At 71.1% G+C, this 23628-nt stretch carries 25 protein-coding genes; 15 read left to right on the top strand and 10 right to left on the bottom strand.

Annotated elements, in window-relative coordinates; genetic code table 11:
* The first annotated feature begins 32 nt into the window (after positions 1-32).
* From C8054_RS13950 to C8054_RS13965, 4 genes are all read left to right on the top strand, one after another.
* Positions 33-626 carry a PadR family transcriptional regulator gene (locus C8054_RS13950; RefSeq protein ID WP_107157218.1) on the top strand — a complete coding sequence of 198 codons (594 nt, stop codon included), beginning with the start codon at positions 33-35 and terminating at the stop codon, positions 624-626.
* Between the two features lie 94 nt (positions 627-720).
* Positions 721-1680 (top strand): ATP-binding cassette domain-containing protein, encoded by a 960-nt coding sequence (locus C8054_RS13955; RefSeq protein WP_107157219.1) that lies wholly within the window; start codon positions 721-723, stop codon positions 1678-1680.
* An 18-nt stretch (positions 1681-1698) separates the two neighbouring features.
* On the top strand, positions 1699-2454 hold the full coding sequence (locus C8054_RS13960; protein WP_107157220.1) for an ABC transporter permease: 756 nt from the start codon (positions 1699-1701) through the stop codon (positions 2452-2454).
* A gap of 117 nt (positions 2455-2571) precedes the next feature.
* On the top strand, positions 2572-3906 hold the full coding sequence (locus C8054_RS13965) for a sugar MFS transporter (RefSeq protein WP_107157221.1): 1335 nt from the start codon (positions 2572-2574) through the stop codon (positions 3904-3906).
* On the opposite strand, the gene C8054_RS13970 is transcribed toward C8054_RS13965, so the two are convergent.
* The 3 genes from C8054_RS13970 to C8054_RS13980 are packed head-to-tail and all read right to left on the bottom strand — an operon-like array spanning position 3884 to position 6275.
* Entirely contained in the window at positions 3884-4537 is a 654-nt protein-coding gene (locus C8054_RS13970; RefSeq protein WP_107157222.1) for an O-methyltransferase, read from the bottom strand. The two genes, C8054_RS13965 and C8054_RS13970, sit on opposite strands and share 23 nt — an antisense overlap.
* Positions 4538-4546: 9 nt before the next feature.
* Positions 4547-5203, bottom strand: coding sequence for a nucleoside triphosphate pyrophosphatase (locus tag C8054_RS13975; protein ID WP_107157223.1), 657 nt, complete (start codon positions 5201-5203; stop codon positions 4547-4549).
* A gap of 10 nt (positions 5204-5213) precedes the next feature.
* Entirely contained in the window at positions 5214-6275 is a 1062-nt protein-coding gene (locus C8054_RS13980; protein WP_107157255.1) for a S8 family serine peptidase, read from the bottom strand.
* Positions 6276-7093: 818 nt separating this feature from the next.
* On the opposite strand from C8054_RS13980, the gene C8054_RS33240 reads away from it, so the two are divergent.
* On the top strand, positions 7094-7717 hold the full coding sequence (locus C8054_RS33240; RefSeq protein ID WP_158273847.1) for a hypothetical protein: 624 nt from the start codon (positions 7094-7096) through the stop codon (positions 7715-7717).
* Here C8054_RS33240 and C8054_RS13995 read toward each other — a convergent pair.
* Positions 7693-8148 carry a hypothetical protein gene (locus C8054_RS13995; protein ID WP_107157226.1) on the bottom strand — a complete coding sequence of 152 codons (456 nt, stop codon included), beginning with the start codon at positions 8146-8148 and terminating at the stop codon, positions 7693-7695. The two genes, C8054_RS33240 and C8054_RS13995, sit on opposite strands and share 25 nt — an antisense overlap.
* A 101-nt stretch (positions 8149-8249) precedes the next feature.
* Positions 8250-8462: an acyl-CoA carboxylase subunit epsilon gene (locus C8054_RS14000; protein ID WP_107157227.1), complete on the bottom strand. Its 213-nt coding sequence runs from the start codon at positions 8460-8462 to the stop codon at positions 8250-8252.
* 91 nt (positions 8463-8553) lie between these two features.
* Between C8054_RS14000 and C8054_RS14005 the strand changes: the two genes are divergently transcribed.
* Both C8054_RS14005 and C8054_RS14010 read left to right on the top strand, forming a co-directional pair.
* Entirely contained in the window at positions 8554-10554 is a 2001-nt protein-coding gene (locus C8054_RS14005) for a serine/threonine-protein kinase (RefSeq protein WP_107157228.1), read from the top strand.
* An 87-nt stretch (positions 10555-10641) separates the two neighbouring features.
* Positions 10642-10857: a hypothetical protein gene (locus C8054_RS14010; protein ID WP_107157229.1), complete on the top strand. Its 216-nt coding sequence runs from the start codon at positions 10642-10644 to the stop codon at positions 10855-10857.
* 125 nt (positions 10858-10982) lie between these two features.
* Here C8054_RS14010 and C8054_RS14015 read toward each other — a convergent pair whose 3' ends face one another.
* Together C8054_RS14015 and C8054_RS14020 are read right to left on the bottom strand one after the other, a co-directional pair.
* Positions 10983-11735, bottom strand: coding sequence for a GH25 family lysozyme (locus C8054_RS14015; protein ID WP_107157230.1), 753 nt, complete (start codon positions 11733-11735; stop codon positions 10983-10985).
* 128 nt (positions 11736-11863) lie between these two features.
* Complete coding sequence (locus C8054_RS14020) at positions 11864-12424, bottom strand: Uma2 family endonuclease (protein ID WP_233219627.1); 561 nt, start codon at positions 12422-12424, stop codon at positions 11864-11866.
* 99 nt (positions 12425-12523) lie between these two features.
* On the opposite strand from C8054_RS14020, the gene C8054_RS14025 reads away from it, so the two are divergent.
* The 4 genes from C8054_RS14025 to C8054_RS14040 all read left to right on the top strand — a co-directional run bounded on the left by C8054_RS14025 (position 12524) and on the right by C8054_RS14040 (position 15784).
* Positions 12524-13267 carry a M50 family metallopeptidase gene (locus C8054_RS14025; protein ID WP_107157232.1) on the top strand — a complete coding sequence of 248 codons (744 nt, stop codon included), beginning with the start codon at positions 12524-12526 and terminating at the stop codon, positions 13265-13267.
* 110 nt (positions 13268-13377) lie between these two features.
* Complete coding sequence (locus C8054_RS14030; RefSeq protein WP_107157233.1) at positions 13378-14361, top strand: ketopantoate reductase family protein; 984 nt, start codon at positions 13378-13380, stop codon at positions 14359-14361.
* A 57-nt stretch (positions 14362-14418) separates the two neighbouring features.
* Positions 14419-14925 (top strand): RNA polymerase sigma factor, encoded by a 507-nt coding sequence (locus C8054_RS14035; protein ID WP_107157234.1) that lies wholly within the window; start codon positions 14419-14421, stop codon positions 14923-14925.
* Entirely contained in the window at positions 14918-15784 is an 867-nt protein-coding gene (locus C8054_RS14040; protein WP_107157235.1) for a hypothetical protein, read from the top strand. The genes C8054_RS14035 and C8054_RS14040 overlap by 8 nt, the downstream gene beginning before the upstream one ends.
* A gap of 67 nt (positions 15785-15851) precedes the next feature.
* Here the strand turns inward: C8054_RS14040 and C8054_RS14045 are convergent, their stop codons facing one another.
* A complete protein-coding gene (locus C8054_RS14045) occupies positions 15852-17435 on the bottom strand; it encodes an acyl-CoA carboxylase subunit beta (RefSeq protein ID WP_107157236.1) in 1584 nt (527 codons plus the stop codon).
* 97 nt (positions 17436-17532) lie between these two features.
* On the opposite strand from C8054_RS14045, the gene C8054_RS14050 reads away from it, so the two are divergent.
* Complete coding sequence (locus C8054_RS14050; RefSeq protein WP_107157237.1) at positions 17533-18411, top strand: biotin--[acetyl-CoA-carboxylase] ligase; 879 nt, start codon at positions 17533-17535, stop codon at positions 18409-18411.
* Between the two features lie 141 nt (positions 18412-18552).
* The gene (locus C8054_RS14055; protein WP_107157238.1) at positions 18553-19122 is read left to right on the top strand and encodes a PH domain-containing protein; all 570 of its coding nucleotides are present in this window, start codon (positions 18553-18555) and stop codon (positions 19120-19122) included.
* A gap of 25 nt (positions 19123-19147) precedes the next feature.
* Here the strand turns inward: C8054_RS14055 and C8054_RS14060 are convergent, their stop codons facing one another.
* A complete protein-coding gene (locus C8054_RS14060) occupies positions 19148-19846 on the bottom strand; it encodes a GtrA family protein (protein WP_107157239.1) in 699 nt (232 codons plus the stop codon).
* Positions 19847-19909: 63 nt separating this feature from the next.
* The gene (locus C8054_RS14065; protein ID WP_107157256.1) at positions 19910-20446 is read right to left on the bottom strand and encodes a GtrA family protein; all 537 of its coding nucleotides are present in this window, start codon (positions 20444-20446) and stop codon (positions 19910-19912) included.
* A gap of 441 nt (positions 20447-20887) precedes the next feature.
* On the opposite strand from C8054_RS14065, the gene C8054_RS14070 reads away from it, so the two are divergent.
* Both C8054_RS14070 and C8054_RS14075 read left to right on the top strand, forming a co-directional pair.
* Positions 20888-22729 carry a phosphoenolpyruvate carboxykinase (GTP) gene (locus C8054_RS14070; RefSeq protein WP_107157240.1) on the top strand — a complete coding sequence of 614 codons (1842 nt, stop codon included), beginning with the start codon at positions 20888-20890 and terminating at the stop codon, positions 22727-22729.
* Positions 22730-22769: 40 nt separating this feature from the next.
* Positions 22770-23609, top strand: a complete 840-nt coding sequence (locus C8054_RS14075) for a hypothetical protein (protein ID WP_107157241.1) — start codon at positions 22770-22772, stop codon at positions 23607-23609.
* The last annotated feature ends 19 nt before the right edge of the window (positions 23610-23628 follow it).

Consider the following 23628-nt stretch of genomic DNA (forward strand, 5'->3'; position numbering starts at 1 on the left):
GTTATTACGCTTGTCCGGTGTCGGCGACGCGGATGATGATTCTGGGCCTGGTCAGGTGGATGCAGCCGGTGCACGGCTACGACGTGCGCCGTGAACTGCTCAGTTGGAGTGCGGACAAATGGGCCAACGTGCAGCCCGGGTCGATCTACCACGCGTTGCGCAAGCTCACCGACGAGGGGCTGCTGCGGACCGTCTCGGTCGAGCAGGTGGGTGCGCGTCCGGCCCGCACCACGTACGAGGTGACGGCGAAGGGCGAGGACGAGTTCGAGACGCTGTTGCGGGCACAGTGGTGGCAGCTCCACGAGTCGCCGGACCCGTTCGCGGTGGCGTTCTCGTTCCTGCCGGCGATGCCACGTGAGGAGGCGGCGGCGGCGCTGCGCAACCGGGCCAACCTGCTGCGCGCCGGGGTGGAGTCGACGCGGGCATCGTTGGACTCGGACTGGGTACGGGCCCGCAAGCCGGTGCACGTGGGCTGGATGTTCGAGCTGTGGCTGGCCCGGGCAGAGGCGGAGATGGCCTGGTGCGAGCGGATCGCGGAGCGGATCGAGTCCGGGGTGTCGTACCTGCCGGAGGGGATGGAACGGGCCGAGGGCTGGTCCGGCTGGACGGACGGTGACACGAAATAATCAACGTTGACCACAAGAGCTATATCGCGTTAGCCTCGACGCGAACCGCTGACCGGTGGCCGGGTGCCCCCGGCCCGGACGACCAGGAGCAGAAATGATCGAGACCAGGGGGCTGCGGAAGTCGTTCCGCTCCCGCGCGGGTCGCGAGACGAAAACCGTGGACGCGGTCCGCGGCGTCAACCTCGACGTCGCCGAGGGGGAGATCTTCGGCTTCCTCGGGCCCAACGGCGCCGGCAAGACCACCACGCTGCGGATGCTCGCCACCCTCATCGAGCCGGACGGCGGCCAGGCCACCATCGCCGGCGCTGACCTGCGCAAGGACCCGTCCGGGGTGCGCCGCCGGATCGGCTACGTGCCCCAGGGCGGCAGCACCTGGGACGAGTCAAGCGCCCGCGAGGAGCTGGTGCTCCAGGCCCGCCTCTACGGCATCACCAAGGCCGACGCGCTTCGACGCGCCGCCCGCGCGCTCGACGCGTTCCAACTCAGCGAGTACGCCGACCGCAAGTGCAAGACCTACTCCGGCGGTCAGCGCCGGCGCGTCGAGATCGCGCTCGGCATCATCCATGAACCGAAGATCGTCTTCCTGGACGAGCCGACCACCGGCCTCGACCCGCAGAGCCGCGCCCACATGTGGGACGAGATCCGCCGGCTGCGTACCGAGGGGATGACCGTCTTCATCACCACGCACTACCTGGACGAGGCCGACGCGCTCTGCGACCGGATCGCGATCATGGATCACGGCGAGATCGTCGCGGAGGGCACCCCGGCCGAGCTGAAGCGGGAGATCTCCGGCGAGGTGGTGATCGTCGGTCTGGACGCCGCCACCACCCCGCAAGCCGCCGAGCTGCTCGACACCGAGGCGTACGTGACCAAGCTGGAGACCGTCGACGAGGGTGGCCTGCGCCTCTACGTCGACGAGGGCGCCGTCGCCATCCCGCAGGTGCTGCGCCGCCTCGACCACGCCGGGCTGGAGCTGCGCTCGATCGAGCTGCACCGACCCAGCCTCGACGACGTCTTCCTCACCAAGACCGGCCGCTCGCTGCGCGAGTCCTGACCCCCGGAGAAGCCCGTCATGAAACTCGCCCGCGACACCTGGTTGATCTTCCAACGCCAGGCCCAACTGCTGCTCCGCAACCCGGTCTGGGTCTTCGTCGGCGTCTTCCAGCCGGTCATGTACCTACTGCTCTTCGCCCCGCTGCTCAAGCCGGCCCTGAACGCGCCCACCCAGGCCGCCGCGTACAAGATCTTCGTGCCCGGCCTGCTGGTCCTGCTAGCCATCTTCGGCGGCCTGTTCCAGGGCTTCGGCCTGATCGCCGAACTGCGCGCCGGCGTCATCGAACGCTCCCGGGTCACCCCGGTCAGCCGGCTCGCCCTGCTGCTCGGCCGCGCCCTGCGCGACGTGGTCTCGCTGATCGCGCAGGCCGTCATCATCACGCTGCTGGCGGTCCTGTTCGACCTGCGCGTCTTCATCGGCTACCTGCTGCTGGCGTACCTGATGCTCGCCCTCATCGCGTTGATGACCTCGGCCGTCTCCTACGGCGTCGCGCTCAAGGTCAAGAGCGAGGACGCGCTCGCCCCGCTGATGAACACCGTCGCACAGCCGGTGCTGCTGCTCTCCGGCATTCTGCTGCCGCTCACCTTCGCCCCCGGCTGGTTGCAGGGCGTCGCCAAGTGGAACCCGTTCTCCTGGGCGGTCGACGGCACCCGCGCCCTGTTCGCCGGCGACCTCGGCAACGACAAGGTCTGGCAGGGGCTCAGCATCATCGCCGTGCTCGCGGTAGCCGGCGTCGTCTGGGCGGCCCGCCAGTTCGCCCGCAGCGTCCGGTGAAAGGCGGGGCCCCCTTTTAACGCATTCGGTAGAGGCGGGGCCCCTTCTTAACACCCCAGCGAGAGCTGCCTCTCACTGCTGGCGGGGTGCCGGTCACGCGCGCGTAGCGTCGGGCCGGTGCCCCGCCTCACCCGTGACCGCACCACCTGGCTGGCCTACGCCCAGCTCGGCCTCTGGGGCTTCTTCCTCTACGGGTTCGGCCCCGTCGTACCGCTGCTCCGCGACGAGCAGAACACCAGCGCCGCGGTGGCCGGCCTGCACAGCACCGGCATCGCGGTCGGCGCGTTGGCCGGCGGCGCGCTCTTCGCCCCGGTCGCCCGCCGTTACGGCCGCGGCCCGGCCGTCTGGCTCGGCCTCGCCGGCGTGGCCGCCGGCGTCGCCGCGCTCGGCGTGCTCCGCCCGCCGCCCGCCACCATCGCCGCCGTCGCGGTCGTCGCCACCTTCGGCATGATGGTGATCAGCGGCGTCAACGTGGTGCTCACCGACCGGCACGGCCCGGCCGCCCCCGCCGCGCTCACCGAGGCCAACGCCGTCTGCGCCGGCATGGGCATCCTGGCCCCGCTGACCATCGGCGCCACCGTCGACGCCGGCCTCGGCTGGCGACCCGTGACCGCCGTCGAGGTCGGGCTGATCACGCTGGTCGCGCTCACCGCCCTGACCTTCCGGGTACGCCTGCCGAAGCGCGCCCCCGCTACCGCGGCTGCCGCCGTCCCCGTCGGGGCGCCGACCGTCGTCGCCGCAGAGCCGGCCGTCGTTCCTGCCACGGGGCCGGCCGTCGTTCCCGCTGGAGGGCCGGCCGAGCTCGGATCGGGTGGCCGTCCCGCTCGACCAGCCTCCCCTCGGGCTACCGCCGCCGACGGGCCGGCGACGTCGGGGCGGTTGCCGCGCGCGTACTGGATCGCCTGGGTGTTGATGGCGGTCACCGGCTCGATCGAGGTCTGCCTGTCGCTCTGGACCGCCGACGTGCTGCGTACCCACGCCGGGCTGAGCGCCGGCGGCGCGTCGGCGGCCGTCGCGGCGATCGTCTGCGGCATGTTCGGCGGGCGGGCCGCCGGGGGACGGGCGGCGCTGCGCTGGCCACCGGTGCCGCTGCTGCTCGGCGCGTTCACCGTGTCGCTCGCCGGGTTCGCGCTGTTCTGGGCCAGCCCGATCGGCTGGCTGGCGGTCACCGGCCTGGTCGTGCTCGGTCTGGGCAACGCCCTGCACTATCCGCTGGCGATCTCCATCGCGCTGGCGGTGGCCGGCCCGGCCGCCGACCGGGCGGCGGGCTGGTCGTCGTACTCGATGGCGGTGGGTTTCGGGATCGCGCCGGTCGCGCTCGGCTGGGTGGCCGACGGCGTCGGACCGCACCCGGCCTTCCTGATGCTGCCGTGCTTCATCGCGGCAGCCGTGCTGCTGACCGTCCGTCTGGGCCGCGCCCTGCCCCCGCTCAGCGCACCCGGGCGAGGGTGACGCCGTCCGCGATCGGCAGCATGACCACCTCGACGCGGGTGTCCGCGAGGACCTCGTCGTTGAAGGCGGCGATCGCCCGATCATCCGCGTTGCGCGGGGCGAGCACCCGGCCGGCGCGGAGCGTGTTGTCGACCGCGATCACCGCGCCCGGACGCATCCGGGGCACCAGCTCGTCCCAGTAGACCGGATAACCAACCTTGTCCGCGTCGATGAACGCGAAGTCGAGGTACCGCTCCCGGGGCAACTCACGCAGGGTGTCCGCAGCCGGCCCGATGCGCAGGTCGATCCGGTCCTCGACGCCGGCCCGGGCCCAGTAACGGCGGGCCACCCCGGTGTACTCCTCCGAGATGTCGAAGCAGGTCAACCGGCCACCGTCGGCCAACCCGCGGGCGATCGCCAGCGAGGACAACCCGGTGAAGGTGCCCACCTCCACAGCCTGCCGCACGCCGAGCAGCCGGGTCAGGAACGTCAGGAACGCCGCCTGCTCCGGCGCGACCTGCATGTCCGCCTCGGCCGGCAGGGCCGCCCGGGTCTCCTCGGCCAACTCCCGGACGATGTCGTCGGGGGCGGACCCGTGGGCCACCAGGTACGCGTGCAGTTCCGGGGTCAGCGGCAACGGCTTCGTGGTCATGCCCGGACGTTAGCCGAGATGCTCGATCTCCTGGCCCCCCGGCGCGACCTTCGTCCACAAGTCGACGACGCTCAGCCCCAGCTCGCCGAGGAGCCGGCGCAGCAGCGGCAGGGACAACCCCACCACCGTGCCCGGGTCGCCCTCGATGCCGGTCAAGAACGCGCCGCCCAACCCGTCGATGGTGAACGCCCCGGCCACCGCCAACGGCTCACCCGTCGCCACGTACGCCACGATCTCCTCGTCGCTGATGTCGGCGAAGTGCACCGTCGTCGAGGCGACCTCCTCCGCGCGCGCCCCGGGCACCACGTCGATCAGACAGTGCCCGGTGTGCAGCACGCCGCTGCGCCCGCGCATCCGCCGCCACCGCCGGGTGGCGTCGGCCGCGTCCGCCGGCTTGCCGAGGATCTCGCCGTCGAACGCGAGCACCGAGTCACAGCCGAGCACCAGCGTGCGCTCGTCCGGGACGGAACGCAGCCGGCCGAGCACGGCCTGCGCCTTCAGCCGGGCCAGTTCGAGGCACAACTCCTCGGCCCGGTCACTGACCACCTGCGACTCGTCGACGCCGCTGACCAGCACGTCGGGCTCGATCCCGGCGGCTTGGAGCAGCTTGCGGCGGGCAGGACTCTGCGAGGCGAGTACGAGGCGCAGCGGCGCGGAGGTCGACACCCCGCCGACGCTACCGGCTCTCCCTCGGCGGTGGGTCGTCGGCACGTCGACGACGCCGCCAGACCAGATAGCCGCCGCCGGCAGCCAGGAGCACCCCGAGGGTCGCGAGGCCCCGGACCGTACCGTCGTCACCGCCAGCCCTGGGCGCGGCTGCCGTCGGTGCCGGGGCGGTCACCCCGGTCGATTCGAAACCGAGCGGGGGTACGTCGGCGGTGAGTGCCGCGACCAGGTCGATCACCCCGTACCCGTACTGGTCGTCGCGGCCGGGCGGCCCTTTGTCGACAGCGGTCGCGGTAAGGCGGTGCGCGACCTCCTCGGCGGGGAGGTGGGGATATTTGGAGCGGATCAGAGCAGCAGCGCCGGCAACAATCGCGGCGGCATCCGAGGTGCCGCTGCTCCTGCGGTAGCGGTTAGCGATCCCAGTAGTGTAAATATCGACGGCCGGCGCGACGACGGCAACCCCGTTGCCCGGGACCGAAAAAGCGGCATGGTTGCCTTCTCTGTCTATTCCTCCTACAGCCACAACGCCTAGCTCGGCTGCGGGGTAGCTGACTACGTTTTCGCGTGGTGCGTTACCGACTGCGGCTACCACGACAATGTTCGCCTTGATTGCAGCGGTTACTGCCGCCTGAAGTCGGGCAGTAGGGGTGCTTGCTGCCGAAATGCTTATCACGTCGGCATGACGAGTTATCGCGTACTCGATGCTTGCTGCGAGGTTGTCGGGTTGCCCAAGTCCGTCACTGGGCGTATCGAATATCGGGAGTATCTTTGCCTTGGGTGCAATCCCGAGCGCGCCTTGGCCGTTTCGTTGACCGTGAGCTGCGATGAGTCCGGCCATCCCGGTCCCATGGCCATTTTTGTCGCCTTTTCCGTCTCCGGTTCCGCCGGGGACGACATCGATTCCTTGCAGCAGATTCTGCTGCAGGTCCGGATGTGCTTCCACTCCGGTGTCTGGAACTGCAACGACCACACCTTCGCCCTGACTAATTCGATGGGCGACAGGGAGTTTCAGGTAAGCCACGTGCCACTGGTCATTTCGGATGCGGTCGACCCCGGTATCGGTGTTGGTCATCTCCGGGGCCGCTGGGTAGGAGATCCCGGCTGTTACGGCTACAGCGAGCAACAACTCCAGTAGGCGCAACCTGGGCCAGCTCAACGATCGAAACCGATTGCCGGTCCCGGGTCGATCGGTCCCTCCTCGGGAGGGCCCAGGACGGGATCCACCCCACGTTCTACTTCCCATGGGTTGTCTGGATCCCAGAAGCTTCGTGGCTGCTCTTCGAATTGTTTGCCGGAGTGTTTGACTTGTCCGGCAGAAAAACCGGGCGCCCCGCCGAGGGGGGCAAGGCCCTGTGTGCCTGCGTATGGTCCTCTTCCAGGGTTGGGTCGAGAGCCCGCGGCTCCCGAAGGTGAAGTTCCGGCCCCACCGCCGCCAATTACCGCTCCCAGGGGATTTGTGCGGCGGGGATAGGCGTTTCCCATCTGACTGGATGCAGATGGGTTACCGATCAAGCCATTGGTGGGTGCCGGGCGAGCGGGCGGCTGCTGGGTGCTCCGCCTACCGGAAATCGGATCAATTTCGGGTGGGTTGATGCGGAATGCCTGCGCTCCTATTGGTGGGAGTTGGGGGATATTTGCGCCGTTTGTTTGGGGAGGTGGCGGGGTGGAGGGCGCAGCTCCTAGAGGGGGTGCCTGAGAAACAATTCCCGGACCGGCATTCCCTAAGATTGGGCCCCCGATTATGGATCCTGGGCCGCTCGCAGTTAAAGATGCCGGTCCGCGTAATGGGCTGTGGCGCTGAGGGCTGCTTTGTATAGACGGTGGTGCCGGCACCGGCACGATGGGGGGAATTATAGGGGCTGGAACGGAGCCGGAATACGGGTCAGATGATTGCTGGTCAACCCGGGGACCCGGTCGGGCTGGTGCCGGCAGACGCTGGAGCATGACCTGGGCCAGTTGGAGTTCTCCGCTCAGCCCCGTCATCAACCCGCGTGCCCGTACGTTCAACTGCTCCAGGTCGTCGTCGGTCACCGGGGGCCGCTCCGGCAGTCGGCTTCCGGCAACCGCCTTCGGGTCGGCGATCGTCGCCTCGTACGCCCGCTTCTGCCGCAGTTTGGCGGCGAACTCGTCGTACAGCGGTTGCAGTTCGCTGCGGGCGCTGCCGATGGCGCGCGCGGCGGCGGCGAGCGCGTCGTAGTTCGCGGCGGCGGCGTCGTGGGTGCGCTGCACCCGGTCGATGAGCTGGTCGAGTTCGCCGACGTACGCCTGGGCGGCGGCGTTGGTCTCGGGGGGCCATGCCTCGGCGAGGCCGCGCCGGTATTCCCGGAGCCGGCCGAGGTGGGCCAGCGCCAGGTCGCACACCTTGCGCCAGCCGGCGACCTGTTTCCACTGACCGGCGGTGTCCTGGTCGTGGAGGCACGCCCACATGCTGAGCACGTCCATCAGGCGCCAGTCGGTGAGGCCGGAGGTCCGGCCGCCGCCCCGTTCGATCACGGCAGGACCACCCGCCCCTGATCGGGGCCGGTGGGGTCGGCGAGTGGCGGGGTGGGGCGCGCCACGGCGGTGGTGGTGGGGCCGGCGAGTGCCCGTTCGACGTCGGCGACCCGGGCGGAGGAGAACGCGTCCGAGTCGTCGTAGCGGGCGGCGATCCGGCCGGCGGCCTCGGCGAGCCGGCCGGTGGCGGGTGCCAGGTCCCACACGGCGCTGACCGCGGCCTTCTGCGTCTCGTGGTGGGCCTGGAGGAACTGCACCAGCTCGATGAAGGCGTCAGCCGGGTTGGGCACGGGGGCCTTCATGTCGTCGGCGATGTAGGACAGATGGGGCGAGTAGTTGCGCGTGACCTCGTCCTGTAGCCGGTCGGCGAACTCGCGCATCTGTCGGATATCGGCCTCGATGCCGCCGTAGCCGCGCAGCCAGCCGGCTGGCTGGTTGTCCTCCGGGATCATCGGACCTCCCTGCCCGTCACCGAACGGTCTCCCAGAGTGAGGTTAGTAGCTCCGTGCTGATCCCGGCAGCCCCGGCACCGCTCGCGTACGCGGGGAAGGTTTCAGCGGGGAAGGCCGGAGCTGCGCCACGCGCCGGGGCCGGCGACCGGCCTGGCGCCGACCGGGCGGGCGCTGCGCGTCCAGTGCGAGACGGCGGCCGGCGCGGCGGCCGTGACCGGGCGGGTGCGCACCATGACCGCGCCGACCAGGGCGGCCAGTTCCTCGGCGGTGGGCACGCCGCGGACGACCCGGAACATCGGCTCTTCGGCAGACATGACCCAAGGGTACGCGTCGCGAACTCGACCTTCGTCGTAGAGTGGCGTGCCGGCGGTGTACGCGTCGGACCGGCCGGGTACCGTTTCTGCGATGTCGAACGCGCTTCCCCAACTCGTCGCTGACCGGTACCGGCTCATCACGCCGCTCGGTCAGGGCGGCATGGGCCGCGTCTGGAAGGCGCGGGACGAGGTGCTGCACCGCGACGTCGCCATCAAGGAGCTGGTCCCGCCGCCCGGGCTCACCCCGGACGAGCGCCGTGAGATGCGGGAACGCTCGCTGCGTGAGGCGCGCGCGATCGCCCGGCTCAACAACGTCAACGTGGTCCGCATCTTCGACGTGCTGCGCACCGACGGCGACCCGTGGATCGTCATGGAGTACGTCGCCTCGAAGTCGTTGCAGGACACGATCGCCGAGGACGGCCCGGTCTCGGTGGCCAAGGCGGTCGAGATCGGTCTCGGCGTGCTGGGGGCGTTGAAGGCCGCGCACAAGGCCGGCATCATGCACCGCGACGTGAAGCCGGGCAACGTGCTGCTCGGCGAGGACGGTCGGGTGGTGCTCACCGACTTCGGCCTGGCCACCATTCCGGGCGACCCGAACGTGACCCGCACCGGCATGGTGCTGGGCTCCCCGGCGTACATCTCCCCGGAGCGGGCACGGGACGGCACCGCCGGTCCGGAGGCCGACCTGTGGTCGCTGGGCGCGACGCTCTACGCCGCCGTCGAGGGCAAGTCGCCGTACGCTCGCCCGTCGGCGATCGCCACGCTGGCCGCGCTCGCCACCGAGGCGATGCCGCCGCCGCGCAACGCCGGGCCGCTCAAGCCGGTGCTCCAGGGCCTGCTGCGCAAGGATCCGGACGAGCGGATCACCGCCGAGGTGGCGGAGCGCATGCTGCGCAAGGTCGGCGGCCGGCGGGTCAAGGGCATCTCGCTGCTGGACGGCGTACGCCGGCCGGGGCCGAACGGTCCGCGCGTGCCGCGACCGCCGCTGGTGCCCGCGCCGCGCCCCGCCGACGACCAGGTCGAACGCGCTTCCACCTCGGCGTCCGGGGTGGCCGCCGCCGCGAGTGGGGCGGTCGCCGAGCCGACCGCGATGGTGCCGGCGTCCACCTCGGACGCCGGACCGACCGCGAAGGTGACGCCGCCGGTCGCCGATCCGACGACGAAGCTCGACGCCGATCCGCCGGCCGACGAGACCCGGGTGGACGGCGCCGACCCGGCGCTCGACGAGACCCGGCTCGACGGTGAGCCGGTCGCCGCCGCGCCCGCGCAAGATCCGGCCCCGGCGCCGGTCAGCCCGGCTCCGGCCGGCTCCGCGCCGGTCAGCCCGGCGACGGGTGGCCCGGTGTCGTCGACCGGTCGGGCGACCGTGCTGCCGGGCGTCAAGGCCGCGCCGAACCGGCGCAACCTGCTGCTCGGCGCGCTGGTTCTGGTGCTGCTGGTCGGCCTGGCGGTGGCCGTGCCGCTGCTGAACAACGGCGACGACGACGGGGGTGACGGCGGCCGGCCGACCACCGGTTCCTCGGTGGCGTCGGCGGTCCCGCCCGCGCCGAGCGCCAGCGCCTCACCGAGTGCGAGCGCGCCGTCGGCCAGCCCGTCGACCAGCCCGAGCCCGTCGGCCAGCCCGTCACCGACCGGGTTCGTGCTGCCGACCGGCTGGAAGTACTACACCGGCTCGAACGGCTTCAAGGTGCCGATCCCGAACGGCTGGCAGGCCCGGCCCGGCAACAACCAGGTCGTGCTCTACGAGAACGGTGGCGCCCGCCGGGTGCTGTTCATGCAGTGGACGGACCGACCCGAGAAGGACGCGCTCGCCGACTGGCGGGAGCAGGAGCCGTACCGCCGCTCGCGCGTCAAGAACTACCAGCTGGTCGACATCGTGCCGTGCAAGGGCTACTACCGCACCTGCGCCGACTGGGACTGGCTGGAGACGCGCGACAACGGCACCCGTTTCCACGTGCGTAACCGGGGCGTGGCCACGGCCAGCAACCGGGGCTACGCGCTGCGCTGGGAGGTGCCGGCGAAGGACTGGCAGGCCAACCTGGCCGCCTTCGACGTGATCACCAAGGGTTTCGTGCCGGATCGGAAGAACTGACCCGGCGAATCCCGCGCCCGCGAAACTTGTTCGCATGACTTTCCGTAGTCGGGGGTATGAATACCCCGACGACGAAGGAGGTGCGACATGGGTTACCGACGCAGGGACACCGGCCCCCGGCTGGCACTGTGGATGCTGGTCGCGCTCGGCGACGCCGTCCTGCTCCTGATCACCGCCGGCCTGTCCGCGCCGGTCGCGGTGCTCGGGGTGCTCACCCTGACCGTCGCCGGGGTCGCGGCGTGGCGCTGGACCCGTCGGCCTGCCGCGGTGCCCGTGCCGGTCGCCTCGCGCCGCCGGGCCTGAGCTTCGATCAGACGGTACGACGACAGAACTTCGATCAGACGGTACGACGACAGAACTCCGATCAGACGGTACGACGCAAGCGGGACCGCCCCGGTTCGGGGCGGTCCCGCTTGCGTGCGCGTCCGTCAGGTGTTGTTGGCCAGCGCGATCAGCCGGGTGCGGTCGCCGTTCCAGTAGTTGCGGTCGACGTTGCCGCTGATGCCGGAGACGCTGCCGGAGGCGGTGTACTGCCAGAAGCTCCAGACCGGGGCACCGGCCGGCAGCGAGCCGGGCGTGCTCGACCAGCGGGCAAGCCACAGCGGGTGGTTGGCCCACGGCCCGGTCCAGCTACCGGTGCACTGGTTCCACCAGCTGGTGGTGGTGTAGATGACCGCGTACCGGCCGGTGCGGGAGCGGTAGGTGTTGAGGAAGTCCTGGATCCAGTTGCGCATGCCGGTGGTGCTCAGGCCGTAGCAGTAGCCGCCGCTGTACGGGTTGGCCTCGATGTCCAGCGCGGCGGGCAGCGTCCGGCTGTCAGCGGACCAGGCGCCACCGTTGCTGGCCAGGTAGCCGGCCTGGGTGGAGCCGGCGGAGATGTTCGGCCGGGCGAAGTGGTACGCCCCACGGATCACGCCGGCGTTGTAGGCGTTCACGTAGTTCGTGTTGAAGTTCGGGTCCTTGTAGCTGGTGCCCTCGGTGGCCTTGATGAAGGCGAACTGGATGCCCGAGTTCCGCACGCTGGTCCAGTTGATGGTGCCCTGGTAGCGGGAGACGTCGATGCCGGGCGTGGTCGCGGCGGCGGCCGGTCCGGCGGTCGCCACGAGGGCCGCGGCCGCGGTGGCGGCGACGGCCAGGCCGGCGGCGAGGAGCCGGCGTACGGAGAGTCTGGTACGGGCCATGGTTTGCCTCCAGAGGACGTCAACTGATTGACGCCCATCTTTGGAGATAACTGCCCTACATCGCAATAGCAAGCAAGGAAATTTTCATCGACGAATGTCGTCGTTCCTGGTGGCGCGCGATTTCGGAGTCAGCGGAGCGTGGCTGGGTCCATCGCCCAGCGGAACGGCTCGGTCACCGTCAGTGTCTCGCCGGCCTTGGCGACTGCGTCCTCGACGTAGTGCTCACCGTCGAGCCGGTGCAGCCGCAGCGAGTGGCTGTCGCCGTCCTGCTCGACCAGCAGGTACCACGGAATGCGGGCGATCGCGTAGAGCTGCATCTTCAGGACCCGGTCGGCGGCGGCGTTGCCCGGCGAGACGACTTCACACACCAGCCTGACCTCGCCGGCCTCGACCACGGTGCCTTCGTCGTCCGTGTCAGCGACCACCACATCCGGGATGACCATGCGATTGACGCCGAGCCGTACGTTCACCGCCTCGAACACCAACAATCCGAGCGGGCGGGCAGCCCGGCGCAGGCTGTCCACCAGGTTCCAAGACACCAACTGGTGCCTCTTGCTCGGGGCAGGGGTCACGATCAGGCTGCCGTCGAGCAGCTCGATGCGGTCGAGGCCGCGGTTCAACGCGAGGTAGTCGGTCTCGGTCCACAGACCCACGTGCGAGCTGTGGGGCTCCAAGAGGGCTGCGCTCACCGACCTCACCTCCGTTCCGGTGCCTCGCCCGATCAGTCTCACACTCTACGAGGCCGGGCCGGTCGATCGACACGACTCCGGCCGGTAGGCTCCCCGCCCATGCCCCTGATCGACGGTCTCACCACGCTCTGGGACACGCTGCTGAGCGCCCAGCCGGACCCGCCTCCGCTGCTGGTGGTGCTCACCGCCGTGGTCGCGCTCGCGGTGGTCGTCACCCGGTTGCCGTGGCGGATCGCCCGCAACGCGGTGACCATCGCCCATGAGGGCGGCCACGCGCTGGTGGCACTGCTCACCGGCCGGCGGCTGCACGGCATCCGGCTGCACTCGGACACGTCCGGGCTGACGCTCTCCGCCGGCCGGCCCTCCGGACCGGGCATGATCCTCACACTGCTCGCCGGCTACGTCGCCCCCTCGCTGCTCGGCCTGGCCGGCGCGTGGCTGCTGGCCGGAAACCGGATCACGCTGCTGCTCTGGGTAGCGGTGGCGCTGCTGCTGGGCATGCTGGTGCTGATCCGCAACCTGTTCGGCGCGCTGTCGCTGCTGGTCACCGGCGGTCTGGTGCTCGCCGTCTCCTGGTACACCCCACCCCAGGTCCAGGCCGCGTTCGCCTGGACCTCGATCTGGTTCCTGCTGTTCGGCGGCGTACGCCCGGTGTTCGAGCTCCGACGCCAACGCAGCCGCGGCCGGATGCCGGAGTCGGACGCCGACCAGCTCGCCCGGCTCACGCCGTTCCCGCCGCTGTTCTGGGTGGCCGTGTTCCTGCTGGTCAGCGTCGGCGCGCTGGTCGCCGGCGCGCTGCTGCTGGCCGGCCCGATCCTCGCCGACACCGGCCTCACCGGCTGACCCCGTCCCACGCTTGCGCACCCGCCGCGCCGCGCCGCGGCACGCCTCGTCGCGCCGGGACACGCCACCGTTCCGGGCGGTACCCGGCCCGGCGAGGCAGAATCGGAGCGGTGCGATACGTGATCATCGGAGCGGGCGCGGTCGGCGGCACCATCGGCGTACTGCTGGCCGACGCCGGCCGCGACGTGACGCTGGTGGCCCGCGGTGCCCACCTGGACGCGCTGCGCGAGCGGGGGTTGACGCTGCGGACGCCGCGCGGCACGGTGTCGGCCCGGCTGCCGGCGGCGGCCGGGCCGGGCGGCCCACCGTTGCCGGCCGACACCGTGCTGGTCCTCACCGTGAAGTCGCAGGACACCGTCGCCGCGCTGACCATCTGGGCCGACGCGCCGGTGGCGGGCGGCGGCACGGCGGGCGAGCGGCTCCCGGTCGTGCTGGCCCAGAACGGGGTGGCGAACGAGCCCGCCGCGCTGCGGCTCTTCGCCCGGGTGCACCCGGTCTGCGTGTGGCTGCCCGCCACCCACCTGGAACCGGGCGTCGTGGTCGCCAACGGGCACCCGCATCCGGGGATGCTGCACCTCGGGCGCTACCCGACCGGCACCGACGACACCGGCCGGGCGGTCGCTGCCGACCTGACCGCCGCCGGGTTCGTCGCCCCGGTCCGCGACGACGTGATGCGCTGGAAGTACGGCAAGCTCCTGGCCAACCTCGGCAACGGCCTCCAGGCGCTGCTCGGCCGCGACGTGCCCGAGCCGCTGTCGACCCTGGTCCGTGCCGAGGGCGAGGCGGCGCTGGCCGCCGCCGGCATCCCGCACACGACCCGCGAGGAGGAGGCCGCCGCGCGCGGTGACCTGGTGTCGCACCGACCGGTCGACGGCGAGACGCGGTCCGGCGGCTCCACCTGGCAGAGCCTCGCCCGGGGCGCCGGCTCCGCCGAGGCCGACCACCTCAACGGCGAGATCGTGCTGCTCGGCCGTCTGCACGGGGTGCCCACCCCGGTCAACGCCGCGGTCCAGACCGCCGTCCGGCAGGCGGTCCGCGAACGGATCCCGGCCGGCGGCTACCCCCGCGGGGAACTGGAGAAATTGGTCGGCTGAGCGGGCAACCCGAGCCGCGCCGCCAGGCGTGTCCCTGGCGAACACGGGGAGGTGGCAGTGCCCGACAGCGACAGCGACGGCTTCGACGAGTTCTACCGGGGCAGCCGGCAACGGCTGCTCGGCTTCGTGTACGTGCTCACCGGTGACCTGGCCGAGGCGCAGGACGCGGTGCAGGAGGCGTACATCCGGGCCTGGCAGCGGTGGTCGACCGTGCGCGGGTACGACGAACCGGAGTCCTGGGTGCGGGTGGTGGCCAGCCGGATCGCGGTGAGCCGGTGGCGCAGCCTGCGCAGTCGGGCCCGGGCCTACCTGCGGCACGGGGCACAGGAGAGCACTCCCGCCCCCAGCACGGACACCGTGGAGGTGGTGGCGGCATTGCGTCGGCTGCCCGAGGAGCAACGCACCGCCATCGCGCTCTACTACCTGCTTGGCATGCCGGTCGCCGAAGTGGCCCGGCAGACCGAGTCGCCGGTCGGCACCGTCAAGGCGCGGCTGTCCCGGGGCCGCGCCGCGCTGGCCGAACTGCTCGTGGTCGTAGATCTGGAGGAGCCCGCCGATGCGTGACGACGACCCGACGTTCATCTCCCTGATGCAGCGTGAACTGCACGCCGTCCGGTGGGCGGAGCCGGCCGAGCTGCGGGCCCGGGCACGCCGACGCAGCCGGCGTGCGGCGGTCGCGGTGGCCGTGGCGGTGCTGACACTCACCTCCGGTGCCGCGCTCGTGACGAGCCGAGGCACCGACGCGCCGATGCCGGCCGCGGCCAGTCCGTCGGCGACTGTCTGGACCGCCACCGAGGTGCCCGCCGGGGCGCTGTTGCAACCGGCGGACCTGCGGCCGGCCATCGTGGAGCCCTGGACCGAGTCCGGCCTCGGCGAGGAGATCCGGCTGGACCGGATGCTGGAGTACTGCCGGCAGAACCAGGGACAGCCGACGACGTGGGAGCAGTCCCGTTATTCGCGTTCGGTGACCATGGTCCGGGAACGTACCGGGGGCCGCGATCAGCGAGAGGGCCAGGTGCTGGCCATGCAGGACCTCTACCGGATCGCGCCGGACGGGGCCGACCGGCTCTTCGACGGGCTGCCCGCGCTGCTCGCGCCCTGCCGGATGTGGCGCTCCAGTGGCCCTACGGCGTGGCGCGGAAAGACGATCGACGCGGAGGTCGACCACTCCTGGCAGGAGGTCGACCGCGACTTCGCCGGGGACGAGTCGGTGCTGGTGCGCCACACGGTCGGCCAGGCCCGCAACCTGGACACCGGCGCGTCACTCGGTGACACCACGTCTGTCACCGCGCAGGCGGTGGTGCGCGTCGGTGATCTGGTCAGCGTGCTCCAGAACGGTTCGGACGGCACCGAGTCGCAGTTGCGGGACCTGGCCCGGCTCGCGGCCGAGCGGATGTGCGTGGCCGCCAACCCCGGCTGCTGAGCCAGGCCGCGTGTGAGAAGGGGCCCCCGCTCTACGCGAGGCGTTAACAGGGGGCCCCTCCTTACACCTACAGCGGGATGTTGCCGTGCTTCTTCGGCGGCAGCGTCTCGCGCTTGGTGCGCAGCACCCGCAGCGCCCGGACGATCTGGGTCCGTGTCTCGTGCGGCGGGATCACCCCGTCGACGTAGCCGCGCTCGGCGGCGATGTACGGGTTGGCGAGCGTGTCCTCGTACTCGGCGATCTTCTCGGCGCGGACGGCGGCCGGGTCCTCGGCGTTCGCCAGCTCGGCGCGGTAGAGGATGTTCACCGCGCCCTGGGCGCCCATCACCGCGATCTGCGCGGTCGGCCAGGCGAAGTTGAGGTCCGCGCCGAGGTGCTTGGAGCCCATCACGTCGTACGCGCCGCCGTACGCCTTACGGGTGATCACGGTGACCTTCGGGACGGTGGCCTCGGCGTACGCGTAGATGAGCTTCGCGCCGCGCCGGATGATGCCGTCCCACTCCTGCCCGGTGCCGGGCAGGAAGCCGGGCACGTCCACGAACGTCAGCACCGGCACGTTGAACGCGTCGCAGGTGCGCACGAACCGGGCCGCCTTCTCCGAGGCGGCGATGTCCAGCGTGCCGGCGAACTGCATCGGCTGGTTCGCCACCACGCCCACCGGGCGACCCTCGACGCGGCCGAAGCCGACCACCATGTTCTGCGCGTACAGCGGCTGCACCTCGAGGAACTCGCCGTCGTCGAGCACGTGCTCGATGACCCGGTGCATGTCGTACGGCTGGTTGGCCGAGTCCGGGATCAGCGTGTCCAGCTCCCGGTCCTCATCGGTGATCGCCAGCTCGGCCGGGGCGTCGAACACCACCGGCTCGTCCAGGTTGTTGGACGGCAGGTACGACAGCAGCGCCTTCACGTAGTCGATCGCGTCCTCCTCGTCGGTGCCGAGGTAGTGCGCGTTGCCGCTGCGGGCGTTGTGGGTGCGGGCGCCGCCCAGCTCCTCCATGCCGACGTCCTCGCCGGTGACCGTCTTGATCACGTCGGGGCCGGTGATGAACATGTGCGAGGTCTGGTCGACCATCACGGTGAAGTCGGTGACCGCCGGGGAGTAGACCGCGCCGCCCGCGCACGGGCCCATGATCAGGGAGATCTGCGGGATGACACCGCTGGCGCGCACGTTGCGGAAGAAGATCTCGCCGTAGAGACCGAGCGAGGCGACGCCCTCCTGGATCCGCGCGCCACCGGAGTCGTTGATGCCGACGACCGGGCAGCCGATCTTCATGGCCAGGTCCATCAGCTTGACGATCTTCTCCCCGAAGACCTCGCCGAGGGAGCCGCCGAAGACGGTGAAGTCCTGCGCGAACACGCAGACCTGCCGGCCGTCCACAGTGCCGTAGCCGGTCACCACGCCGTCGCCGTACGGGCGGGTGCGCTCCAGCCCGAAGTTCGTCGAGCGGTGCCGGGCGAACTCGTCCAGCTCGACGAACGAGCCCTCGTCGAGGAGCAGCCCGATCCGCTCCCGGGCGGTCTTCTTGCCCCGCGCGTGCTGCTTCTCGACCGCGCGCGCCGAACCGGCGTGCACCGCCTCGTCGAGCCGTCGCTCCAGGTCCGCCAGCTTGCCGGCGGTCGTGTGGATGGTGGTCCCGGTCTCGGTAGTCACCCGTGGAATATAACGATGGTTCAGGTGGGTGAGGTTGTGCAGTGCGCCTCACCGCTTACCGGCGACCGGCGAACCCTCAGGGCCGTAGGCTGGCGGGATGCCCGGCTCGCCGTACACCGATCTGGATCGCCCGCCGCTGTCGGCGGCCCGGCTGCGGCGCGCGCTGGTCGCCCCGCACGGGCCCTGGCGCCGGTTGGAGCTGCTGGTGGAGACCGGCTCGACAAACGCCGACGTGGTGGCCGCCGCACGGGCCGGCGAACCGGAGGGCCTGGTGGTGGTCGCCGAGCGGCAGACCGCCGGCCGGGGCCGGCGGGGCCGGGTCTGGCAGTCGCCGCCGCGCGCCGGCATCGCGACCAGCGTCCTGCTCCGGCCCGGGGAGGCGGTCGCCGAACGTGGCTGGTCGCCGGTGCCGGCCACCGGGTACGGCTGGCTGCCGCTGCTGGCCGGCGTCGCGCTGGCCGAGGCGGTTCGCCTGCTGGCCGAGCTGGACGCCCGGCTGAAGTGGCCCAACGACCTGCTGGTGGACGGCGCGAAGTGCGCCGGGGTGCTGGCCGAGGCGGTGCCCGGCGACGGGGCCGCGCCGCCCGCGATCGTGGTCGGCGTCGGCCTCAACGTGACGCTGCGCGCCGCCGAACTGCCGGAGAACCCGACCGGGCTGCCGGCCACCTCGCTCCAGCTCGCCGGCGCCACCGCCACCGACCGCGATCCGCTGCTGCGGGCGGTGCTGCGTTCGCTCGCCGACTGGTACGCGCGCTGGCGCGAGGCCGGGGGCGACGCGGAGGCCAGCGGGCTGCGCGACGCGTACCTGGCCGGGTGCGCCACGATCGGCCGCCGGGTGCGGGTGCTGCTGCCGGACGGGCGCGAGGTGCACGGCACCGCGACCGGCGTCGACCCCGACGGCCAGCTCGTGGTTGACGCCGCCGACGCCACCGCCCCCCTCCGCCTGGCCGCCGGCGACGTGCTCCACCTGCGGTGAAAGGAGGGGCCCCTGCTTAACGCCTCCGGTATAGGTGGGGCCCCGTCTCACACCACCCGGCCTCCGGCCCGCGCGGCCGATGCCGCCGGTGTGCCCCGACCGGTTACGGTCAGCGCGTCCGGTTCCGCGAGGAGGTTCGAAGTGGCGTTCCCCGAAGACGTGCTCACCGAGGACGAGCACGTCGTGCTGCACCTGCACCCGCACTGGAAGGCCCTGATCCGGCCGATCCTGGTGCTGGCGCTCACCGTCGCGGCGGTGGTCGCCGGCTGGCTCCTGCTGCCCGACGGCGACGGCGGCGCCATCGCGCTGTACGTCCTCGCCGGGCTCGGCCTGGTACTGGTGCTCTGGCTGGGCCTGTGGCCGTTCCTGGTCTGGCGCACCACGCACTACCTGTTCACCAACGAGCGGGTGCTGCTCCAGGAGGGCGTGCTCTCCCGCAACCGGCGGGACCTGCCGCTGACCCGGATCAACGACCACGCCATGCACCAGCGTTTCGTGGAGCGGATGCTCGGCTGCGGCACGTTGACCATCGAGTCGGCCGGTGAGCGGGGCCAGTCGGTGCTGCACGACGTGCCGCACGTGGATCGGGTGCAGACGAAGCTCTACGAGCTGGTCGAGGCCCACCACGACAAGCACAGCCTGGGCGACGGCGAGATGCGGGAGATGCTTGCCGACATGGCCGAGGGGAAGCCGCTCCGCGACCCCTCGTGAGCCGCGTCGGGGCGGGTGCCCAGGTTCAGCGGCGGGCGCGGCGGGACGGGAACTCGGCGGCCAGTTCGGCGTCCAGGTCGGCGCGGAGCGCCCCGCCCAGCGCGGCGTCGACCGGAGCCGTCCGCCCCTGGGGCGGCGTGTAGTCGCTCCTCGGGCGGCTCGCGCCCGGGGGCGGCTCCTCCTCCTCCAGCTCGCTCACCGATTCGGCCAGCTCGGCGACCGGGTCCATCTCCGCGACGTTGTCCCACTCGTCGCGGGGCACGGCGTGCCAGGTCTCCTCGGCGTGCTTCGGCACCGGCTGGAACACGAACGTGCGGTAGGACCAGAAGCGGAACAGGGTGGCCAGCAGGACGCCGACCGTCTTCGCCAGGTTCAACGCCAGCAGACCGTGTACGCCGAGGCCGTACTTCGCCAATGCCAGGACGCCGAGTTCGATGACCAGGCCGGCACCGTTGAACAGGAAAAACAGGACGTATTCCCGCCGTAGGGCGGATTTCGGTCGATCCCGGTACGTCCAGTGCCGATTCATCAGATACGACGTGATCGTGGCGACGATGGTCGCGATCACGGTCGCCTTGAGTTGGCCGTCCCGGAAAACGGTGAGTGCCAGCGCATTGAACACCGCGTAATTGATGACGGTGTTGATGCCGCCGACGATGCCGAACTTGGCCGCCTCACGGATGAACTTCTGCCAGCGCTCGGGCAGCAGACGGACTCCAGGCATGCGGAACACCTTAGGGCAGTGGGCAGGGCCGGCTGGGCCCGGCGGGTCGGGTTGGGCGGTGCGTCACGCCCCGGACTCTCGATCTCGGCTCGGTGCCGGAACGGGGGGAGTTCCCGCCTCGACGAAGACGAATCGTCGGTACGACCAGAAGCGGAACAGCGTCCCCAGGCCGGTGCCGACGATGAAGCTGGCGATGTTGTCGGCCAGGGGCGTCTGGAACACCGCCGGCCAGATCGCACCCAGGCCGTAGCGGCTGATCGCCAGGCAGGCCACCGCGATGCCGAGGCCCACCCCGTTGAAGAAGAAGAACAGCGCGTACTCGCGGGCGGGGTTGGAGCGTTGGCGGTGCCGCCAGGTCCAGAACCGGTTGCCGAGGAAGGCGACCGTCGCGGCGACCACGGTGGAGATGGTCTTCGCCGCCAGCGGCGGCATGCCGCGCCCGCTCGACAGGTAGTTGAAGAGCGCGAAGTCGACGAGGAAGGCGAAGCCGCCGACGGTGGCGAACTTGCTCAGCTCGTGGATGAGGTGACCGAAGCGGTGGAGCAGCGCTCCGATCGGACCCCGACGGGTCGGCGGAGCCCCCGGTTGGTCCCCGGTCATCGTCGCGGCCACTCGCCGAGAGTACCGGTTGAGGGGAAGGGGGACCGACCGCAACGGCGAGTCGGCCGCGACAACTTCCACGCCGTCCGCCGCGACCGGGTCGCCGGGAGGCGGTCCGGTGGTCCGTTCCGAATGTCCGTGAGCAGAGCGTAACCGACCGTGCGAATGCATGTGGCGCGTCACCTAATCCCGCTTCCGCGGGTCGGGCGGTCGAAGGTTCACCGAAGGATTTGCGTGAAACTGCGCGCGAAAGCGGGTATCAGATCGCGTAGCCGCAGCGTGGGCGTACCTTGTGCAGTTCTTCACAACCAGTCCCACTGACTGGGGAGGCAGCCCGGTTTACGCTGAGCCCAATCCCAGGTTTCCACGACGGCGGCGCCTCACCCGCCAGAACTCGTGCATCCCATAGATCGGTCAGCGTCGACCACAAGGAGATGTGACATGGTTGCTCCGGCTGTTGTGCGGGGTATCGATCAGGCCCCGACGTCCCACCCCAAACTGCTCGCCTGGGTCCGAGAGGTCGCGGAACTGACCACCCCGGAGCGGGTGGTGTGGGTGGACGGGTCCGACGAGGAGTGGCGTCGCCTCACCGACGAACTCGTCTCCAACGGCACCCTGATCCGGCTGAACCCCGAGAAGAAGCCCAACTCGTTCTACGCGCGGACGGACCCGACGGACGTCGCCCGGGTGGAGGAGCGCACCTTCATCTGCTCCGTCGACGAGGCGGACGCCGGCCCCACCAACAACTGGATGGCGCCGGCCGAGATGAAGCGGACGATGACGGAGCTGTACCGCGGCAGCATGCGCGGTCGCACCATGTACGTCATCCCGTTCTGCATGGGCCCGGTCGAGGCCGAGAACCCCATGTTCGGCGTCGAGATCACGGACAGCCCGTACGTGGTCGCCTCGATGCGGATCATGACCCGGATGGGATCCTCGATCCTGGCGGCGATGGGCGACGACGCCGACTTCGTGCACGCGCTGCACTCGATCGGCGCGCCGCTGGCGCCCGGCCAGCAGGACGTGGCCTGGCCGTGCAACGAGACGAAGTACATCTCGCACTTCCCGGAGACCCGGGAGATCTGGTCCTTCGGTTCCGGTTACGGCGGCAACTCGCTGCTCGGCAAGAAGTGCTACTCGCTGCGGATCGCCAGCGTGATGGGGCGCGACGAGGGCTGGCTCGCCGAGCACATGCTGATCCTCAAGATCACCTCGCCGGAGGGCAAGGTCTACCACATCGCCGGCGCCTTCCCGTCGGCCTGCGGCAAGACCAACCTCGCCATGCTGGAGCCGACCATTCCGGGCTGGAAGGTCGAGACCATCGGTGACGACATCGCCTGGATGCGTTTCGGCCCGGACGGCCGCCTCTACGCGATCAACCCGGAGTACGGCCTGTTCGGCGTCGCGCCCGGCACCGACTGGAAGACCAACGCCAACGCCATGCGGACGCTGGACCGCGGCAACTCGGTCTTCACCAACGTGGCGCTCACCGACGACGGCGACATCTGGTGGGAGGGCATGGGTGAGCCGCCGGCGCACCTGATCGACTGGAAGGGCAACGACTGGACGCCGGAGAGCGACCACCTCTCCTCGCACGCGAACAGCCGGTTCTGCACCCCGATCACGCAGTGCCCGATCCTGGCCGACGACTACTACGACCCGAACGGCGTGCCGATCGACGCGATCCTGTTCGGCGGCCGGCGGCGGGACACCGTCCCGCTGGTCACCGAGGCGCGGGACTGGGTGCACGGCGTCTACATGGGTGCCACGCTCTCCTCGGAGACCACCGCCGCCGCGTCCGGCGCGGTCGGCGTGGTGCGCCGCGACCCGATGGCCATGCTGCCGTTCATCGGCTACCACGCCGGTGACTACTTCCGGCACTGGATCGAGATGGGCAAGGGCACGGACGGCGACGAGGCCAAGCTGCCCAAGATCTACTACGTCAACTGGTTCCGCAAGGACGCCGAGGGCAGCTTCCTCTGGCCGGGCTTCGGTGAGAACTCCCGCGTCCTCAAGTGGGTCATCGAGCGCCTGGAGGGCACCGCCGACGCGGTGGAGACCCCGATCGGCATGGTCCCGGCGCAGGACGCGCTGGACGTCGAGGGCCTCGACATGACCCCGGAGGACGTCCGGATCGCCCTGAAGGTCGACCCGGAGGAGTGGCGCAAGGAGCTGCCGCTGGTCACCGAGTGGTTCGAGAAGTTCGGTGACAAGCTCCCCGGCGTGCTCTGGGCCGAGCTGGACGCGTTGCGCGCCCGGCTGGACGTGGAGCCGCAGAAGTAACAGGTGTGCCGGTTGCCCGCGCCGGGCAACAACGGATGCCATGAGGACGGCCGCCGAACCTGTCGAGGTCCGGCGGCCGTCCGCCGTCCGGGCGCTGACCACGCTGCTCGCCGTGACCGCGGGGGCCACCGTCGTGGTCGAGCTGCTCAATTACTGGTACGCCCCGGAGCAGGAGTTCGGCCTCGCGGTACGCACCGGTTGGGCGATGCTCCGCTCGCTGGGTTTCCTGATCCTGATCGGGCACGTCAACCGGGGACGGGTGGCGGCCCGCCCGTTCGGGTTGATCCTGGCCGTGACCACCGTCTTCGCGGTGGGCCGCCTGATCGTGCCCCGGCAGGGGGTGCCGGCGCTGCCCGGCCTGCTCGGGTTCGCGGCGCTCACCGCGCTCTGCGTCGCCGTGGTGGTGCTGCTCTACCGCTCCGACGCGGTCCGGGCGCACCTGGTCCGGCACCGCAAGGGCCTGGTCGTCGAGGGCGGGACGATCGCCTGGCGCGAGGTGACGCCGAAGCGCCCGCAGGCGAACGGGTGGCTGCTGACCGCCCGGGTCGCCGCGTTCACCTACAGCCCGTTGATGCTGGTGCCGGCGCTGGTGGCGACCGGGTCACTGCTGGACGGCGGGGTCGCCGCCGTGCCCGCGGTGCTGTTCTGGATCGGCGCCGGCATCGCGGCCAGCTACGCGGTGCTGTTCTGCACCGCGTTCCTGCTGCGCGGCAAGGGCTGGGCGCGGCGGGCGCTGGTGGTGGTGACGTTCGGCGTGCTCGCGCTCGACCTCCCGCTCTGCTGGTGGCTGCTCGGCTCCGACGGCCTGATCCGCGACGGCGCCCCCCTCCTCACGGCCGCCGCCCTCACCCTCTACTCCCTCCACCGAGCCACCCCCTGACCCACCCCCCACCCCACCC

Source organism: Micromonospora sp. RP3T (genome assembly GCF_003027925.1).
Taxonomy (GTDB): Bacteria; Actinomycetota; Actinomycetes; order Mycobacteriales; family Micromonosporaceae; genus Micromonospora.